This window comes from Clostridioides sp. ZZV15-6383 (assembly GCF_020657735.1).
In the GTDB taxonomy this organism is placed as follows: Bacteria; Bacillota; Clostridia; order Peptostreptococcales; family Peptostreptococcaceae; genus Clostridioides; species Clostridioides difficile_D.
In genome coordinates, this window is the sequence record NZ_JAGWCV010000039.1 from 1 (window position 1) to 18171 (window position 18171).

Genomic DNA, 18171 nt, shown 5'->3' on the forward strand with positions numbered 1-18171 from the left:
ATTTTAATACCAAAATCAATCTCACATTTTAATATGAAGTCAGATATATTATTCATCATTTTAGCCATATTTTTATTTATAGCTTTTTTCCAAACAAAAGTATATCTAATGGCAGATGAATCTATATTTCCTCTAATTCGAGAATAAGTCTTATATAATTTTTCTAAATTTATCTCCTAAATAATTTGACTTAATAACCTTACAGAATCATCTTTTGGAATCATGTAATCAATATTTAGTGGTAATTTAAATTGATAATTATCACCATAAGTAGCATAATCCACTTATATAGTATTCTGTTTTTGGCATACAATTATTATACAAGAATCCCAAGCTCTTTTGAACTTGGTATTTATTTTTTTATACAAAAACAGGGAATAGCACTATTTTCTAGTGCAACAGCCCCTTTTATATGTTAAGCTCTAAATTTAATTAGTTCAAGCGTATCATTTAATACCAATAAACTATCTATTTGAATCATTAACCATTTACTTCCATTAAAAAAATTTACTTCATTATATATTTGTTTGATATAATCACAACAAGTATTAATAAATAAATCAACCTCTACTCTATTACTCTCATTTACAATAACCAAAGCTTTAAAAGAACCCTCTTGTGGATATAAAGTACACAATGATTTCCCTCTTTTTTTGTATTTTACATTCCAACCTCTTTGCATTGAACACTTACTATATTCAAGCTTAGGTTCTACATTATAAGTAGAAACCAAAGTTTTATTTAACTTGTCCCATAATAGATTATTAATAAATTCATTAATTTGTTCAAACGTCGGTTTAGTATCTTGAAAAAACGCATCTTGCCAATTCATATTCATCATCCTTTCTATTGTTCAATAGGAACTGGAACAATCCAATGCTCCAGATATGCCACTTCTGGTGTAGTAGGGTAATACATCTCGATTGCAAAATCAGTAGTTGTTAAATTATGCTTCTTCATCCATCTTTCCATAAATTTATCCGCTTTAAAAACAGCTGAATCAACTAATTCATTAAAATTTTCTGCTTCAAACCCACATACTAAATACTCTTTAGCTGGCAACTCAAAAGTACTATATCCTTCTACTGATGTACCCGGCTCTACCTCTACGCCTGCCATATACATACAATTTCCTTCTTTTGCATTTCCCATATAAAGAGCAGCAAATTCATTTCCACCTGGAATTTGATTTGGTATATTGTGTTTTTGACTTCCAAGTTTCATCCATAATTCCTCTACTATTGCAATGCCAGTTGTTTCACCACCCACCAACTGACAAATAGGTACTTCTATTTCTATTCCAACAAACATCCTTGGATTACTCAATGTCTTACGAGTGACTTCAATCACTATATCATCTGCAATCAGTGGAACACCTTCATCAACCATAGCATAATTTAAGATTAATTCTGGCTTAATAAAGTGATTGAGTTTTACTGGATTCGCTCTATATTTTTCTGGAGTTAATCCGTATGCTTTTTTAAAGGAACGTGTAAATGTCTCATGACTAGCAAATCCAAAATTTAAAGCTACATCAAGTATACGATTCTTATGTTCTGCTAAGTATTCAGAAGCTCTTGCAAGACGACGAAGCTTTATATACTCCATTACAGTCTTATTTACCAATCTTTTAAATAGTCTCTGATAGTAAAATGGTGATAAATTTGCTTTATTTGCTAATTCATTAATTGATATTTCTTCTGATAAATTTGCTTCTATTAAATCCAATGTAATTTGAATAGACTCCCATGCATGCATATTATAACTCCTCCTGATATTTTTGTTACTCTTATCCTTTATAGTATCAAAACTAGAAAAAATGTTCTTGATAGATAGTGCCCTTTTTAATTTTCTTATATGATAGTACTAAATCTCATCGCTTTATTATAAACATAAAATATATAAACATAAAATATAGCAAATCTTTAAATAAGATTTGCTATATTATATATTTTATTAAACTATTTTTAAATACTTCATTGATTTCCTTATGAAAGAACTCTTTCATATCATCTAATTGTTCTTTATCATATACATACTTACCATATCCAAATTGACCATATTTAAACTTCCTAGCCTCATTTTCCATTGGTAATAATGTATCTGGATAAATTTCTAATATTCTATTCTTTGCTTTAGTTGTATATCTATGAGATATAACTTCAAATATAATTTTTTTATCAAAATCCTTTGGTAAAGCTTCTTTTATACTTTTAATCAAACTTTTATATTCTTCTTTCCAACCTTCATATAAAAATACAGGTGCTATTATAAAACCAATCTGATATCCAGCTTTAGCAAGTTTTACAGCTGATTCTATTCTTTTCTTGGCAGAGGCTGTATAATGCTCATGTCCATCTATAATTCTAGGTGTGTTTATACTAAATCGTATTTCCGTATGATTATTATGTTCAGCGTCCAATAAGCTATCTATATCACTGTATTTAGTAACAAATCTAAATCTTCCTTTTTCTTCTCTTCCAAAAAACTCTATTGTTTTTTTCAACGAATTAGTATATGGTTCTACGGGAACTGGATCTGATGTAGCCGCACCTTCAAATATAGTTATTTGTGGCTTTCTATCTTCAATATATTTCTTTGTTTGTTCAAGTATTTCATCTATATTTACAAACACTCTTATAAATGGTTTATCACCTAATTGTGTATTTAAATAACAATATTCACATCTTCCCATACATCCACTAACAAGTGGTAATTGATAATTAGCAGAAGGTTTACATGTTTGAAACTTTAGACTTTTTCTAATCCCAACTACCATAGTTTGTTTTCCACTCCTATATTGTTCATATAGATTTTCACCTGGAATATATTCCTTAATTCTATTTGATGATATCTTAATTATCTCTACATCTTTATTGTCTTTAAATTTATCGTATATATTTTTACCTACGTCAGTGTCTAAGGTTCCTTTTTCGAATATTATTCTTTTAGGATTAAACATTTATTTCACCTCTACTTAAAGTTTTTAAATCGAAGATTTTTATAAAATATTACTTAATTAATCTTCCCTTTTTTAAACCCCTTTATTTATTAGAAAGTAAAATAAAAGTTTAAGACAAGTTTTATGTATACTACTATTCATAAATTTTTTACTATTAATTATTTATAAGTTTTTTATCATTAAGAAATAATTTTTATCTAAAATTAAATGTAAAGTGAAACTATATAGACTTATGGTACTTTATTTGTTCCTTATTAAAATACTTTGGATATCTCTAATGATGAAGATATATTTGATTTCATACAAAAAGAGTGCCTCATGAACTAAAAAGTTCATTTTGAGACACCTCATTTTTATCATTGATATTAAATACTTTTTACAAATTTACTTCAATACATTCAAATTTAAACTTATAATTCTATCAACATACTCATAAGTTTATTACTTCTTTGAACAAATGAATCTAACTCATCTGGTTTTAATTCTTTATTAGAAAGTAAAGCTAAGTCTGCTATCTGATTACAAATAAGTGCAACTTTATCTTTCTTTTCCTCATTATCTTTAAGAGAAACTAATTTTTTAATGATTGGGCTGTTTTCATTTATCACAAGAGTCTTTTCTTCCTCGAAGTTCATTCCTAAATCCATTCCAGCAAATCTTGACTGCATTTCTGCCATTCTAATAGATTGTTCAGATACTAACACCATAGCTGGAGTATCTTCATTTTTTAATCCTTCTACAGAATAATTCTTCACTCTTTCTCCAACAGCTTCTTTAAATAAACCTTCTATCTTAGCTACCTCTTCTTTATTCTCTTCACTATCTTTGTTTTCATTTTTATCTTTTAATACATCAGAAAGGTCTGCATCTATTCTATTAAACTTAACACCATTTTCTTTATATTCCATAAAGGAAATAAAATGAGTATCTATTGATGAGTTTAACACAACAGCATTTAAGTCATATTCTTTAAATAATTTAACGTATTGTGATTGCTGTTCCTTATCACTTACATAGAACACTTTATTTTCATGTTTGTCCTTACATTTTTCTAGATAATCTTGTAATGTTATATACTCATCATCAATAGTTTTAAATAATATACATTCCTTTACTTTTTCGTAGAAACTTTCATCTTTTAAGCAACCATATTTAATAAATATTTGTATGTCATCCCAGAACTTATTGTATTCTTCTCTTTCATTTTTACAAAGAGATTTTAACTTATCTGCTACTTTTTTAATTATATGTTTAGAAATTTTACTTACATCTCTATCATTTTGTAAGAAACTTCTAGATACATTTAATGGTAAATCTGGGCAGTCTATAACACCTTTTAATAAAAGTAAAAATTCTGGTATAACTTCTTTTATATTGTCAGCCACAAACACTTGATTGTTGTATAATTTTACTTTTCCTTCAGTCAATTCAAACTCATTTTTTAATTTAGGGAAGTAAAGTATACCCTTTAGATTAAAAGGATAATCTACATTTAGATGTATCCAGAATAAAGGTTCATCAAATACATGGAACACTTTTCTATAAAACTCTTTATATTCCTCATCAGTACAGTCTTTTGGAGATTTTAACCATAGAGGATTAGTGTCATTTAAAGGCTCAATTACCTTTGCATCTACAACTTCTTCTTCTTTTCCATCTTCCTTTTGTTTTTTAGCTTTTTCTTCTGCTTCCTTAGCTTCTCTTTCTAATCTTTCAACATCTTCTAAATATATTTCTACTGGTAGGAAAGAACAGTATTTATCTATTATCCCCCTTACAGTAAATTCATCTAAAAACTCCTTACTATCATCATCAATAAATAGTGTTATAGTGGTTCCTCTCTCCTGTCTAGTATCTGATTCAGATATTTCATATTCTGTACCACCTTCAGATATCCATCTTACAGGAGTTGCCCCTTCTGTATATGAAAGTGTATCTATTTGAACCTTTTTAGACACCATAAATGCAGAATAAAATCCTAGTCCAAAGTGACCTATTATGTCATTTGATTCTTCCATCTTATCCTTATATTTATTAAAGAAATCTTCAGCACCTGAAAAAGCAACTTGATTTATGTATTTTTTTATCTCTTCTTCAGTCATACCAATTCCATTATCGATAAATTTAAGTGTACCTTCTCCTTTATTTACAGATACTGCAATTTTATAATCTGATGACTCATCTTCTGATATTTCTCCTAATGATACAAGTCTTTTATGTTTGCTTACTGCATCACATCCATTACTTATAAGCTCTCTTATAAATATGTCTTTATCAGAATATAACCATTTTTTAATTATAGGAAAAATATTTTCTGTATGAATTGAAATACTCCCTTTTTCAAACTCCATTTTTATCCCTCCTCATTTTATAATTACTATTTTAATTTTTTTAAAATAGTATGTCAATATATTATAAGCATATTATTTTAAAATAAAATAATTTATTTTTCTTATCTAATTTAATTATTCTTCTTTTAAAATTTCTTTCACTTTTGAGTTATTATACATGCTATTAGGCACCTTATTAACTAATTTTTTTAATGTCAATTTAGAGCTTTTTACATCACCTTTATTATAATACATCATACCTAAGTTATAGTAAGATTCATCAAAGTAAGAATCTTTTTCTGAGTAATTTTCTACATACATTTTATAATATTCTTCAGCAGTTTCATAGTCTTTTAACCTTTCACTAAGAACAGCAACTTGATAAGTTGCTTCTGAAGTATTTCCTTTATTTTCACCTATATCTGCAACTTTCTTATACAGTTGTATGGAAGACTTTGTTTTCTTTTCTGATTTTAAAGTATTCGCTTTAGACATCAGTTCATCCTCTGTAAATAAATCAAAATCTTCATCACTTTCTACAATATTTTTTTTAGATTTTACATCTTCTTTATTAATGTTTTTATTACTCTTGTCAATATTAGAAGTCTTATCAACATTCTCATTTTCTTCTTTATTGTTTTTTTTGTTATTCAAACTAGAACCTATTGCTTCTTCGCCTTTAGGTTCATTATTTTCAGATATTTTATTTGTTGAATTATTCATCTTATAAGAACTATATATATTTTGTCCTATTAATAATACACCTAATATTATTGCTATATATAGGTACTTATTTTTTTTAAGACTTTTTTTAAGACTTTTTTTATCATTAGAACCTGAACTTTTCTGATTTTTACCTGTACTCTTTTCTTTAGGCAGGTTCTTAGTTCCATCAATTTTAGAACTATTACTACTTTTGTGTAAAAACTCATTCTTATAATTATCTACATTTGCATTGCTTTTAATTTGTATATTAGCACTATTATATATATCTAATGCACTATGTTCTTGATTTAATAAATAATTTTCTTTATCAATAGTCTTCAATATTTCTAGACATTCATCAAATTTTATATATTCTTCTTCCTTATCATAAAGTAAAGCAAGAAGCTCATAAGGTTCTATTAAATCACAATATTGCTCAGTTATAAGCTTAAAACCTTGTATAGCTTCTTTATACATTCCTTTGTTTATTAACCTTATAAATTGATTGTACCTTTCAAAGAAAATTAAAAACTCATCAGATGTAAGCATGTTTATATACTTTTCACACAGAGCAGTTTTTTCACAAATTAAACTCTTGTAGAAACTTTCTACAGCCTCATCAAAATTACATTTTAGTAAGTTTACAAGACCTGTAAGATTTAATATATCAACATCATCTGGATTTAAATCTCTTGCTTCTTTTAAAAACTTCAATCCACTTGATATACAATTATTATTTATATTATTAATAGATTCATTATATAGAGAACATGAGTCTTTTTTATTGAATTTTAATATATCTTTTTTTATATCATTTAAGTTTAAAATAAATACCACCTCATGCCTTAAGTATTAATTAATGTTATTTCTAAACAAGAGAGTTTACCATATCTTCTTCACTTACTATACTTGTTACTTTTACACCAAAGTTTAAATCTACTACCACTACTTTTCCATAAGCCAACACTTTATTGTCTATTAGTATCTCTACATCTTGTTCTGCTAAAGTATCCAGTTCAATAAGAGAACCTTTATGTAGATTCAAAATATCTCTCAAACTCATCTTAGTTCTTCCTATAACTACAGATAACTCCAACTTAAGGTCAAGTATCCTCTGTATATTATTTCGGTTAGCTTCAGAGACATCTAAAGCTAATTCGTCATCTCCATCAATTTCACTTCCAACTTTATCATTTAACAACATCTTTGCTTCTTCATCTGAAATAAGATTACTATTGTCCATAATTACACCTCTTTTCCGACAGCATCATTTATTTTTACACCTTTTTTACTTGATATAAACCCTGGCGTTGCTGTATATGATTTTGAATTTTCTACAAATACATCTATATAATCATTTATTTTTTTATTGGTTACTATTACATCTCCAACCTCTAGTTTAAGTAAATCTTCAACATTAATTGATACTTTACCTATCTCTGCAATAACTGATAATTCTATATTAGATACGCTATTGTAGATTGTTTGTGCAAATTCTTCTGAATCGTCTCCTACATCACTATCTAAAAATTCTACAACAGAGATACTTTCTAGCATAGCCTCCAAACCATTGTATGGGAAACAAAGAGAAACATTACCAACATGCTTATTATCATTCATCACTTTTAAATCTACAATACATACGGGAGCAGTTGGAGAACACAATTGTGGCAGATTAATATGCGTATGTGTATCTAATACTTGTATGTTTTCAAAACCCTCAAATAAATGCATATTTCTTACCAAATCTTCCATAAGATGTAAAAGCACTTTCTTGTCAAGTTCTGTAAACTCTCTATCATTATCTCTTACAACTCCACTCCCTCCAGCTGTTACATCAATCCACATATCAGCTACACTTCTATCTATTCTAAAAGAAAAGTTTTTCATAATAGGTTCCATTGAATTTTGTACTACTACACATGAAGACGTCACTTTATCTAAAAAAGTTTGATAATTTACTTGGTCTATACTATCAACAACCATACTAGAATTACACTTAAGTTCATAAACTATATAATTTTTATACTTTTTACAGAATTCATCTAATAAAAAATTTAAACAAGTTAAATTTTCTCTTGAATAACTCTGAGGTTTGCCGAAATCATACTCTTTCATATCATACATGAATATTCCTCACCTTACATAATTATTTAGCTCTTAAATTATTAGCTATTTGCCACATTTCATCTGCTGTCTTTATCCCTTTTGAATTCATTTGAAATGCTCTTTGAGTGGCTATTAAGTCAACGAATTCTTCTTGCAAAGAAACATTTGACCTCTCCCTATAGCCTTGAACTATATCTACTTTTGCAACTTGTTTAATCTGTGCTGCATCAGTTGCAACAAATAGACTATCTCCTTCAGATATAAAATTTTGAGTTCCTATAGGTTGATATAAATTGATTTTGCCTATTTTCTTATTATCTACGAACAAATCTCCATTTCTTGAAACGGTTAAATTTGTGTTATCTATATTCGTATTATTATAGTTATATCCTGCGTCAAATTGAACATCTAATGTATTTCCATTATCATCTACAATCTTACCTAAAGCATCTACATTAAATCCACCATTTCTTGTATATGCGTATGTACCATCTTTTCTTATCACTCTAAAGAATCCTTCTCCATCTATAGCCAAATCACTCTTACTATCTGTAGGAGCCAATGCACCTTGTTCATAAATTCTCATGGGAGCTGATGCCTTAGCTCCTGTTCCAGTCGATATATCATTACCATTTGTAGGATATGATGGTCTGTTTAGTACTTCATCCACTAAATCAGAATACCCCATATTTATTTTTTTGTATCCTGTTGAATCAGTATTAGCTATATTGTTAGATATTATATCCAGTTTACTTTGATTTGCTGATAAAGCTGTTTTACTAGTATAAAACATTGTGTACATAAAAATTCACCTCCTATTGCCTATCTTACTGAACCAATTTCACTTGCTATTTTTGCTAATTTAGAATCCATAGCTTGAATTATTTTTTGGTTTGCCTCATATTCTCTCGATATTGTCATCATATTATTAATTTCAGATACCATATCTACATTAGAAGACTCTATAGCACTTTGTATTGTAAGTGCATCATTTACTTTTACAGCTCCTCCTCCAGAATACAAGTTATCTCCTTCTTTTTTTAACTTATTATAGTCATTAAAATCTACAATATTAAATTTGTACATAGCATTTCCGTCCAATGATATTGTATTATCTTTTGCTACTTCAAATTTTTGATTGCCTACATTTATATGGCCTACAGCACCAGTTGCAGTGTTTGTCCCAAGTACATAATATCCTTCACTTGTTATAAGGTCACCTTGATTATCTGTTCTAAAGTTCCCATTTCTAGTATAAAATTGATTTCCTGCTACATCACTAACTAGAAAAAATCCCTTGCCTTGAATAGCTACATCCATTTTATTATCAGTAGTTTTTATAGGCCCTTGATTAAAATTAGTGATAGCTTCATCCATAGAAATACCTAGACTTATATTACCTATAGCTTGCTTTTGTTTGGTTCCATTTGCATAATTATTGTAACCTTCTAACTTTAATTCATCAAAACTTTTAGTCAGAAGTTGTTTGCTTTTATAGCCATTTGTATCCATATTAGCTAAGTTATTGACAACAACATTTTGCTTTTGTTGATTCGTTATCATAGCAGAAACTGCTGTATATAATCCTCTTATCACATTATGACCTCCTTCTTTTGTAAATTCTTAGACAATATTATCTATTCTAAAACTTTCATCTCACTTGCATATTTCATACCTAACGCTCTAGCCTTTTTTTCTATCTCTGCTTTACTCATATCATTATTACTAAAAAGCATCATACATAAAGTTGATATTAATATACCAATCCCTATTCCTAAGAGTACTTTTTTATCAAATAATAATATTCTTATATTTTGTAACAACTCCTTATTAATGACAGCTCCCCCTTTCCAATACCTAGCATATTGCATATTTCTACATCATCATAACCTGAATTTATAAGATGTTTCACTTTAAGAGATAGCTCATTTTCTTGTTTTACTTCCTTTTTTGATTCTATAAAGATATTTTCTTTTTTTTCTTCATTAGTCTTTATTAAGTTATAATTTTCATAAACTTTTACATTATCATTACTTCTTATTTCAGTAAGCACTTTATCCAAAAAAAACCTTCTTTTTTCCGCAACTATCAATCTATCATTTGCTTCATATTCCTGTTCAAATATCTTATCAAAGTAGCTGTTATCCTTATTTCTTGATTCTTTATGTAAATTTGCAACTATAGTTACTATTATTAAAATAGACACTATTATTAATATAATTTGTATCATCACACCAATCACCATCTATATAGAATATTTAAGTTCTTTTATTTTGTTTCTTAGGTTTCTTATTGACTTTCTGTGGAGTTGTGAAACTCTCGATTCTGAAACACCTAGTACTTTCCCTATCTCCTTTAAATTTAAATCTTCATAATAGTACAGTGAAAGTATTAATTTTTCCTTTTCCTTTAAATTACTAATTGCTTTAGATAGAATCTCTAGCTTTTCTTCTTCTTCTATTACATTTGCTGGAAGCTCTTCTTCTCTGTCACTTATTACATCTTGTACAGTTTCATTTGTATCTTCAAAGATTACATGGTTTAATGACACAATGTTTATCATATCTATATTACTTTCGATATCATGAAGCTCTTTTTCTGAAATATTTAATTTATTTGCAATTTCATGCGAAGTTGGCTCTCTTAATAGTTCAGATTGCAATTTTTCTACCACTCTATTATACTTATTTACTTTAGTTAAGTTATGTTTAGAAATTGGACTTTGATTTCTGATTTCATCTAATATGGCAGATTTTATCTTTATATAAGAATAACTAGAAAATTTTGCTCCTTTTTCACTATCAAATTTATTTATTGCATCAATCAACCCAATGACTCCACTATTTACTAAATCTTGATACTCAAAGCCTTTCCCTGGTATAAAAAATTTTCTTGCTATACTCTTCACAAGAGGCATATTCTCTTTTATTAACTCTTCTCTATTCATTAACTACGCCTCCTTAGCTTTTAAATATACTAAATATCTTTCCTAGTAAACCTTTATTATCAATAATATCTTCTTTTGACTGACTTACCACTCTCTTTGCTATAGCTATAATACATTTTGATGCAACACTTGTAGGATATTCTAAAATAAATGGTATCTGTTTTTTTACACATACACCCACTTTTTTATCATCTATTATATATCCATACAATTCTAAATTAAGGTTTAAAAATTTATCCACAACCATCTTTATTCTGTTATATGTAGATTTTGCCTCTTCTAAACTAATTACCCTATTGATTATTATATTTGCACTTCTCTTTATACCAAAATTACTTATAGCCTTTAATAAGCTATATGCATCAGTCAATGCCGTCGGTTCTGGGGTTGTTATTAAGAAAAATTCAGTACTACAATATATAAATGACAATAGGCTTTTGCTCATACCAGCTCCTGTATCAATTATTATAAAATCCACATCATGAATCTGTTCTATGCTATGTATAAACTTATTTCTTTGAGCTTCTGTAAAGTCTTCTATATGATTAAGGGCAGAACCTCCAGAGATTATATTTACTCCATACTTAGTCTGTGAAATTATATCTTCTATATTTTTTTCGCCATTAATTACATCAATTATAGTCCCTTTTATATTCACTCCCATTATTATATCTATATTAGACATTCCTATATCTGCATCTAATATAAGAACTTTTTTATTAAGTTTGCTCAAGCATATAGACAAATTTGTAGCGAGATTGCTCTTCCCAACTCCTCCTTTGCCAGAAGCTATCGTAATTATCTTAGGTGTATTCTCATTATCTACTATAAATTCATCAAGTCCTCTTTTCTCTATTGCCATTTTTCTCAAGATTTGAGCTTGGTCTATCATATACTTTCAACTCCTAATAGTAGTCTTATAATTTTATCTTCATTAGGTTTTATAATATCATCAGGAACATTTTGTCCTGTTGTAATATATGATATTGGTTTTTGTGAATAATTTATTATGTTAAATATTGAACCATATGTGCTTGTTTCATCTAGTTTTGTAATTATTAGGCTTTTAAAATTCACATTTGTATATGAATCTATAATTGCTTTTGTATCACTTTCTCTTGTTGTACAATTCAAAACTAAATGTATATTATCAGTTTCAGCTTTATCTATGAGATTTTTGATTTCTAATATTTGCATAGAATTTTTATACCCTCTACCCGTTGTATCTATTAATACAACATCACAATCTTTCATCTCATCAAGTGCCAACTCCATGTCATCAGGGTTTATTACTCCCTTAAAAGGAATATTCATTATTTCTGTATATATCTTTAACTGTTCTACAGCACCAATCCTATAGGTATCTATAGTTATTACTCCCACTTTTTTATTTTCCTCAAATACCAATTTTGCAGCTAGCTTTGCTATTGTGGTTGTTTTACCTACTCCTGGTGGGCCAACTAGAGCGACTTTACCATTTATAGTTTGATTTTCTATTTTAATCTTTTTCTTTAAACTTTCTACTAAATTTTTACTTGTATCAATTCCATTGAACTTCATTTCTTGCAAATCGGTTCTTATAGATTCTACAATCTCTTCATTTAATTCTAGACTTAATAGATTCTTACATATTTTATCTATATCATTATCGTTCTTATTATCAAACCCCATATTACTTATAATTGACTTTAATTGTTCTATCTCTCGTTTTAAATCTTTTTGTTCTATATTTTCTTTCTTTTCCCATCCAATCGTTAGTTCGATATCTTTCTTTGTAAAAATACCTTGTATTCCAGATTTTCTTACTTCTTTTTTATCTATTAATGTAATGTTGTCACCCAATTCCATTTTGGCTAGATTCATAGCATCTTGAATTGTATTAGCTGTATACTTTTTCGTCATCATATATACTCACCACACCTTCTGCTTTGATTTTAACATCGTTAGGTATTTCATTTAATGATAATACAGTCAAATTAGGATATACAATCTCAACTAGTTTTCTAAATGGTGCTCTTATCTTTGGTGATACTACTATTACTGGTATATTATGATTGAAATATACATTACTTATTACATCTTGTATACTCTCAAATATTTTGTTTGTGTTTTCTGGGTCAACAGCTGGATATGTTCCATTTACAGACCTTTGTAAATTATTAGAGAGCAATTCCTCAGTTTCTGGAGATAATGTTGCCACTACAATTACTTTATCTTCATCTACTAAATTAGTACAAATACTTCTAGCCAAAGCTATTCTTACATATTCAGTAAGTAACTCTATATCTTTTGTGTTTCTAGACTGGTCTGCAAGTGTTTCAAGAATTGTAACCCTATCCTTTATATTCACTTTTTCTCTTAACAGATTTTTAAGTACTTTTTGAACTTCACCAAGTGTCATTAAATCTGGTATCAATTCATCTACTACAGCACTATAATTTTCTCTTGCTGCATCTATAATAGTCTTAACTTCTTGTCTTCCCAGTAATTCATGTGCATTGGATTTTATTATATCTAGTAAGTGGGTTATAAGTATTGTTGATGAATCTACAACTGTATAACCTTTTAACTCTGCATCTTCTACCTTGTCACTTTCTATCCAAAGTGCCTCTATTCCAAAAGTAGGCTCGATTGTCTTTATTCCAAATATATTAAATCCTTGATTCATAGGATCCATACATAAAACCATATTAGGCATTATCTCATACCCACCAACTACATTACCTTTTATCTTTATATTGTATTGGTTTGGATTTAATTGTAAATTATCTCTTATTCTTATAGGTTGTACAACTATACCCATGTCTATTGCACATTGTCTTCTTATTGATGCTATTCTCTGAAGTAAATCTCCTCCTGTTGATTCATCCGCTAAAGATATTAAACCATATCCAATTTCTACTTCTATAGCTTCTACATTTATTAAATTTGTTACATCTTCTACTTCATTTTTATCTGGATTTACCATATCAGGTTTTTCAAACTCTAAATCTTCTAAAGTATCTTTCTTTTCTCTTCCTAAAAAGTAACCTGCTGCTATTGCACCTATACCCAGTGAAAAAAACGCTGGTTTAGGTAATCCAGGCATCATACCAAGTACAATTAAAACACATCCAGTCATCATTATTGCTTTTGGTATTGCTGTTAATTGCTTACCTACTAATCCACCAAAATTTTCATCAGTGGAAGCTCTTGTTACGATTATACCTGCTGATGTAGAGATTAATAGAGCCGGTATCTGGCTTACAAGCCCATCCCCTATAGTAAGTCTTACATATGTCTGTGCTGCACCCATAAGAGTCATATTTAGCATTACAGCTCCTATTACAATTCCACCTATTATATTTATTGCTGTTACTATAAGACCTGCTATAGCATCTCCTTTTACAAACTTATTTGCTCCATCCATAGAACCATAAAAGTCTGCTTCTTGTTGAAGTTCTTTTCTTCTTTTTCTAGCAGTTTTGTCATCTATAACGCCTGCATTTAAATCTGCATCTATACTCATCTGCTTACCTGGCATGGCATCTAACGTAAATCTAGCTGTTACTTCAGATACTCTTCCAGAACCATTGGTTATAACAACAAATTGAACAATTAATATAATTAGGAATATAATTATTCCTACTACGTAATTTCCACCTACAACAAAACTTCCAAATGCCTCTATAACTTCACCTGCATATCCTTGAGTTAGAATCAATCTAGTTGATGAAATATTTAATCCCAATCTAAATAGTGTTGTTACAAGTAACACTGTTGGAAATATAGATAAATCAAGTACACTTGTTGTAAATAATGTCATTAGTAAAATTAGCACAGATAAACTTATGTTAATTGCCAGTAAAATATCTAATATAAATGTAGGTAGTGGCACTATCATCATAAGAACAATCCCTACAACACCAAAAGCCACTACTACGTCCATATTTTCCTTTAAATTAAACTTATTCATTACTTATCCTACCTTTTGGGGACTTTGTATCTATTTTTGATTTTATATACTGCTACTAGTATCTCTGCAAAAGCTTGATACATGTCCTCTGGAATTTCTTGGTCTATTTCTACTTGCTTGTATAACAACCTAGCAATAGGTTTATTTTCTATTATAGGGATATTATTTCCCTTTGCAATTTCCCTTATTTTAAAAGCTAAATAATCTGCACCTTTCGCCACTACTACTGGAGCTTGATCCTCCCCTTTTTCATATCTTACTGCTATAGACAAGTGAGTTGGATTGGTTACTATTACAGTAGCACTTGGTACTGCTTGCATGGTTCTTTGAGATGAAATTTGTCTTTGTTTTTGCTTTATCTTAGCTTTTACTTCTGGGTCTCCTTCTGAGTTTTTATATTCATCTTTAACTTCTTGCTTTGTCATTCTCAGTTGCTTTTTATGGCTATATCTTTGATAAAAATAATCTGCAACTGCTATAACTATCATAGCTATACAAATTTTACTTAATATGGAATATACTAAATCTTTAATTGTGTACATTAAGGTTGGTAGATATATATTACCTAACTTTAATATATCTAAATAATTATCTTGAAAGAATTTATATCCTATGTAAGCTAAAACAGATATAATCGCTGTATCCTTTATTAAAGTTGATAAACTTCTCATAGAAAACATGTTTTTGAATCCGCTAACTGGATTTAATTTTGATAGATTTGGTTTTAAAGTTTCACCAGTAAACAATATTCCCACTTGAAATAGGTTAGCTGCTATACCTAAAACTAAGAATGGAATAGCTATTGGCAAAAATATCTTAAAAAAATCCATTAATCCTACTATAACTAATTTCTCTAGATTTGAATAATTTATATTCATATAAAAATCCAGACTCAAAAAATAATTAAGTGAAGATTTAAGTGTATCCACTACATATGAAAATAATGTAGGTACTAATAAGGTAAATGCAAATAGAGTCATTGCAACGGATAATTCTTTACTCTTTGCTATATTACCTTTCTTTCTTTGTTCTCCCTTTTTCTTTGAAGTAGCTTCTTCTGTTTTATCTGCTGAACCCATAAAAAACATAGGAGCTAATGCAAAAGTTCCCTCATACATCTTTGGTATTTGACTTAATAAATGACTTATTTGGTTTACAATTAAAGGTATTGATATTATAAATAATGCAATCCCAACCAATATTTTTAATGGCATACCAACTATCATTACATTTAATTGAGGCACACTTCTTGATATAAGCCCCAAGATAAAATCTGCCATAAGCAGACAAAGTACAATAGGTATTGCTATTTTGAATCCAGTTATAAAGCACTGTATAAATATGTTTATTATATAATCTATATTATTATCTACAAATGATTTTCCTATTGGAATTAACTCAAAACTATATCTTATACCTCGAATTAAAACATGATGACCATCCATGTTAAAAAATATCATAAGTGCTGTCCAATTCATAAGATTATCAATTAAAGTCGTTTGCGTCATTGAATTTGGGTCAAACATATTAATCATTGATAATCCCATCTGTTGATCCATCATAGAACCTGCCATTCTGATACTATAAAAACATAGATTGGTTATATATCCAAGCATAATTCCTGTTATAGTCTCATTTATACCATATAATGTAAATAACACAATGTTATCTACATTTGTCGCATATTCAATTTGCATAGTACTTGAAATCAGTATTGATATAACAATTGCAAAGAGTGACTTAAATAAAGCAGGTGTACCAGCTGGAAATAGTATTCTTAGTGTTCCAAAGAAAGCTACTATTCTAATAAATACAAAAATCATATGTATCCTATTTATCTAGTTATAAGAGATATCATATTGAATATCTCAGAAGTAAAACTAGTAAGAGTATGTAACATCCAGCTTCCACCAATAGCTACTACTAAAAGAATCGCTATTAGTTTTGGTACAAAGGTCAATGTTTGCTCTTGGATTTGAGTTGTAGCTTGAAATACACTTATTAAAAGCCCAACTACAAGAGAAACAATGAGTACTGGAGCTGCAATCATAGCCCCTGTAAACATACCATTTTTAAGAACACTCATTATCATAAATTCACTCATATTATTTTTCTCCTATCCAAATCCCAATATCAATGTTTTTACTATCAAGTTCCATCCATCCACCATTACAAATAACAATAGCTTAAATGGCAATGATATCATAACTGGAGGCAACATAAACATACCCATAGACATCAAAACACTTGCCACGACAAGGTCTATTATCAAAAATGGTATGTATATTAAAAAACCTATTTGAAAAGCAGTTTTTAGCTCACTTATAGCAAATGCTGGAACTACAACAGATAATGGTATATTTTCACGAGTTAATTTCTTTTCTTTTAAACCAGCTTGTTCTACAAATAAATCTAAATCCGTTTGTCTAGTTTGCTTCAATAAAAACTCTTTGATAGGTTCTTCTGCTTCCTTCATAGCTTCTTCCATAGTAACTTCTTCTTTCATATACGGTTGTAATGCTTTTTCGTTTATCTCATTTAATACTGGTCTCATTATAAATATTGTCAATACTATTGCAAGCCCTATCAAAACTTGACTTGGAATTGCTTGCTGTGCTCCTAATGCTGATTTCAAAAATGATAAACTTATAACTATTCTGACAAAGCTTGTCATCATGAACATTACAAATGGTAAAAACATTAATGCAGTTAGAAATAAAAACAATTGCATTGAACTTGTATATGGTACATCAGCCAAAGGTAATTTTGATAATAGCTCCATTTACTTATCTTCCTTTTTTGTAAATTTTCCAATATATCTACTGAAATCATATTTCTTTTTGATTCTTTCCATTTTAAAATGTTGAATTTTAAAATTTCTTTCTTTAAGGTCATCTTCTATTTTTAATATTTCTTCCTTGGTCAAATCTTTTATTTTATTCATACTAGAGGAAGAAGATGCCATAATGCATCCTTCTTCACCTATTTTTAAAATTATTATGCTATTGTTTTTACTTATATTTACAATATCTAATATTTTTACATATTTATCATTGTATTTTTTTAATAAGGTTCCTTGGCTAATTTTTAAAGATAAGACTATCAATATTAAAATTATTGGGATACATATTAATATCTTTAATAAATAAAGTATCATGTCTTA

Annotated in this window: 19 protein-coding genes; all 19 read right to left on the reverse strand. The window is 28.5% G+C overall.

Features of this window, described 5'->3' with window-relative positions; all coding sequences use genetic code 11:
- Positions 1-415: 415 nt before the first annotated feature.
- Positions 416-832, reverse strand: a complete 417-nt coding sequence (locus tag KGF42_RS13535) for a DUF3788 domain-containing protein (protein ID WP_227821266.1) — start codon at positions 830-832, stop codon at positions 416-418.
- A gap of 14 nt (positions 833-846) precedes the next feature.
- Positions 847-1758: a helix-turn-helix domain-containing protein gene (locus KGF42_RS13540; RefSeq protein ID WP_227821267.1), complete on the reverse strand. Its 912-nt coding sequence runs from the start codon at positions 1756-1758 to the stop codon at positions 847-849.
- 181 nt (positions 1759-1939) lie between these two features.
- Positions 1940-2962: a spore photoproduct lyase gene (splB, locus tag KGF42_RS13545; protein WP_227821268.1), complete on the reverse strand. Its 1023-nt coding sequence runs from the start codon at positions 2960-2962 to the stop codon at positions 1940-1942.
- A 410-nt stretch (positions 2963-3372) separates the two neighbouring features.
- Positions 3373-5313, reverse strand: a complete 1941-nt coding sequence (gene htpG / locus KGF42_RS13550) for a molecular chaperone HtpG (RefSeq protein ID WP_227826506.1) — start codon at positions 5311-5313, stop codon at positions 3373-3375.
- Positions 5314-5427: 114 nt separating this feature from the next.
- Positions 5428-6834 (reverse strand): tetratricopeptide repeat protein, encoded by a 1407-nt coding sequence (locus KGF42_RS20225; RefSeq protein ID WP_227821270.1) that lies wholly within the window; start codon positions 6832-6834, stop codon positions 5428-5430.
- Positions 6835-6865: 31 nt separating this feature from the next.
- Positions 6866-7240, reverse strand: a complete 375-nt coding sequence (locus tag KGF42_RS13560) for a FliM/FliN family flagellar motor switch protein (protein WP_227821271.1) — start codon at positions 7238-7240, stop codon at positions 6866-6868.
- A 2-nt stretch (positions 7241-7242) separates the two neighbouring features.
- Positions 7243-8124, reverse strand: coding sequence for a FliM/FliN family flagellar motor switch protein (locus tag KGF42_RS13565; protein WP_227821272.1), 882 nt, complete (start codon positions 8122-8124; stop codon positions 7243-7245).
- 22 nt (positions 8125-8146) lie between these two features.
- A complete protein-coding gene (locus KGF42_RS13570) occupies positions 8147-8908 on the reverse strand; it encodes a flagellar hook-basal body complex protein (RefSeq protein WP_054272277.1) in 762 nt (253 codons plus the stop codon).
- 20 nt (positions 8909-8928) lie between these two features.
- Positions 8929-9702 (reverse strand): flagellar hook-basal body complex protein, encoded by a 774-nt coding sequence (locus tag KGF42_RS20230; RefSeq protein WP_227821273.1) that lies wholly within the window; start codon positions 9700-9702, stop codon positions 8929-8931.
- A gap of 41 nt (positions 9703-9743) precedes the next feature.
- Positions 9744-9929: a flagellar protein gene (locus tag KGF42_RS13580; protein ID WP_227821274.1), complete on the reverse strand. Its 186-nt coding sequence runs from the start codon at positions 9927-9929 to the stop codon at positions 9744-9746.
- Complete coding sequence (locus KGF42_RS13585; RefSeq protein ID WP_227821275.1) at positions 9914-10336, reverse strand: flagellar protein; 423 nt, start codon at positions 10334-10336, stop codon at positions 9914-9916. Before KGF42_RS13585 ends, KGF42_RS13580 begins: the two co-directional genes overlap by 16 nt.
- 15 nt (positions 10337-10351) lie before the next feature.
- Positions 10352-11053, reverse strand: a complete 702-nt coding sequence (locus KGF42_RS13590; RefSeq protein WP_227821276.1) for a FliA/WhiG family RNA polymerase sigma factor — start codon at positions 11051-11053, stop codon at positions 10352-10354.
- A gap of 13 nt (positions 11054-11066) precedes the next feature.
- Positions 11067-11945, reverse strand: coding sequence for a MinD/ParA family protein (locus KGF42_RS13595; RefSeq protein ID WP_227826507.1), 879 nt, complete (start codon positions 11943-11945; stop codon positions 11067-11069).
- Positions 11942-12958: a flagellar biosynthesis protein FlhF gene (flhF, locus tag KGF42_RS13600; protein ID WP_227821278.1), complete on the reverse strand. Its 1017-nt coding sequence runs from the start codon at positions 12956-12958 to the stop codon at positions 11942-11944. The genes KGF42_RS13595 and flhF overlap by 4 nt, the downstream gene beginning before the upstream one ends.
- A complete protein-coding gene (flhA, locus tag KGF42_RS13605) occupies positions 12933-15008 on the reverse strand; it encodes a flagellar biosynthesis protein FlhA (RefSeq protein WP_227821279.1) in 2076 nt (691 codons plus the stop codon). The genes flhF and flhA overlap by 26 nt, the downstream gene beginning before the upstream one ends.
- Before the next feature lie 8 nt (positions 15009-15016).
- The gene (locus KGF42_RS13610; protein ID WP_227826508.1) at positions 15017-16831 is read right to left on the reverse strand and encodes a fused FliR family export protein/FlhB family type III secretion system protein; all 1815 of its coding nucleotides are present in this window, start codon (positions 16829-16831) and stop codon (positions 15017-15019) included.
- Between the two features lie 11 nt (positions 16832-16842).
- The gene (fliQ, locus tag KGF42_RS13615; protein ID WP_054272268.1) at positions 16843-17112 is read right to left on the reverse strand and encodes a flagellar biosynthesis protein FliQ; all 270 of its coding nucleotides are present in this window, start codon (positions 17110-17112) and stop codon (positions 16843-16845) included.
- A 12-nt stretch (positions 17113-17124) separates the two neighbouring features.
- Positions 17125-17790: a flagellar type III secretion system pore protein FliP gene (gene fliP / locus KGF42_RS13620; protein ID WP_227821281.1), complete on the reverse strand. Its 666-nt coding sequence runs from the start codon at positions 17788-17790 to the stop codon at positions 17125-17127.
- A complete protein-coding gene (locus tag KGF42_RS13625; protein ID WP_227821282.1) occupies positions 17791-18165 on the reverse strand; it encodes a flagellar biosynthetic protein FliO in 375 nt (124 codons plus the stop codon).
- Positions 18166-18171: the final 6 nt, after the last annotated feature.

What these genes read in the sequence shown, in the direction of transcription:
- KGF42_RS13535 (WP_227821266.1), bottom strand. Translation starts at nt 832, where the DNA reads ATGAATTGGCAAGATGCGTTTTTTCAAGATACTAAACCGACGTTTGAA.
- KGF42_RS13540 (WP_227821267.1), bottom strand. Translation starts at nt 1,758, where the DNA reads ATGCATGCATGGGAGTCTATTCAAATTACATTGGATTTAATAGAAGCA.
- splB (WP_227821268.1), bottom strand. Translation starts at nt 2,962, where the DNA reads ATGTTTAATCCTAAAAGAATAATATTCGAAAAAGGAACCTTAGACACT.
- htpG (WP_227826506.1), bottom strand. Translation starts at nt 5,313, where the DNA reads ATGGAGTTTGAAAAAGGGAGTATTTCAATTCATACAGAAAATATTTTT.
- KGF42_RS13560 (WP_227821271.1), bottom strand. Translation starts at nt 7,240, where the DNA reads ATGGACAATAGTAATCTTATTTCAGATGAAGAAGCAAAGATGTTGTTA.
- KGF42_RS13565 (WP_227821272.1), bottom strand. Translation starts at nt 8,124, where the DNA reads ATGTATGATATGAAAGAGTATGATTTCGGCAAACCTCAGAGTTATTCA.
- KGF42_RS13570 (WP_054272277.1), bottom strand. Translation starts at nt 8,908, where the DNA reads ATGTACACAATGTTTTATACTAGTAAAACAGCTTTATCAGCAAATCAA.
- KGF42_RS13585 (WP_227821275.1), bottom strand. Translation starts at nt 10,336, where the DNA reads ATGATACAAATTATATTAATAATAGTGTCTATTTTAATAATAGTAACT.
- KGF42_RS13590 (WP_227821276.1), bottom strand. Translation starts at nt 11,053, where the DNA reads ATGAATAGAGAAGAGTTAATAAAAGAGAATATGCCTCTTGTGAAGAGT.
- KGF42_RS13595 (WP_227826507.1), bottom strand. Translation starts at nt 11,945, where the DNA reads ATGATAGACCAAGCTCAAATCTTGAGAAAAATGGCAATAGAGAAAAGA.
- flhF (WP_227821278.1), bottom strand. Translation starts at nt 12,958, where the DNA reads ATGATGACGAAAAAGTATACAGCTAATACAATTCAAGATGCTATGAAT.
- flhA (WP_227821279.1), bottom strand. Translation starts at nt 15,008, where the DNA reads ATGAATAAGTTTAATTTAAAGGAAAATATGGACGTAGTAGTGGCTTTT.
- KGF42_RS13610 (WP_227826508.1), bottom strand. Translation starts at nt 16,831, where the DNA reads ATGATTTTTGTATTTATTAGAATAGTAGCTTTCTTTGGAACACTAAGA.
- fliQ (WP_054272268.1), bottom strand. Translation starts at nt 17,112, where the DNA reads ATGAGTGAATTTATGATAATGAGTGTTCTTAAAAATGGTATGTTTACA.
- fliP (WP_227821281.1), bottom strand. Translation starts at nt 17,790, where the DNA reads ATGGAGCTATTATCAAAATTACCTTTGGCTGATGTACCATATACAAGT.
- KGF42_RS13625 (WP_227821282.1), bottom strand. Translation starts at nt 18,165, where the DNA reads ATGATACTTTATTTATTAAAGATATTAATATGTATCCCAATAATTTTA.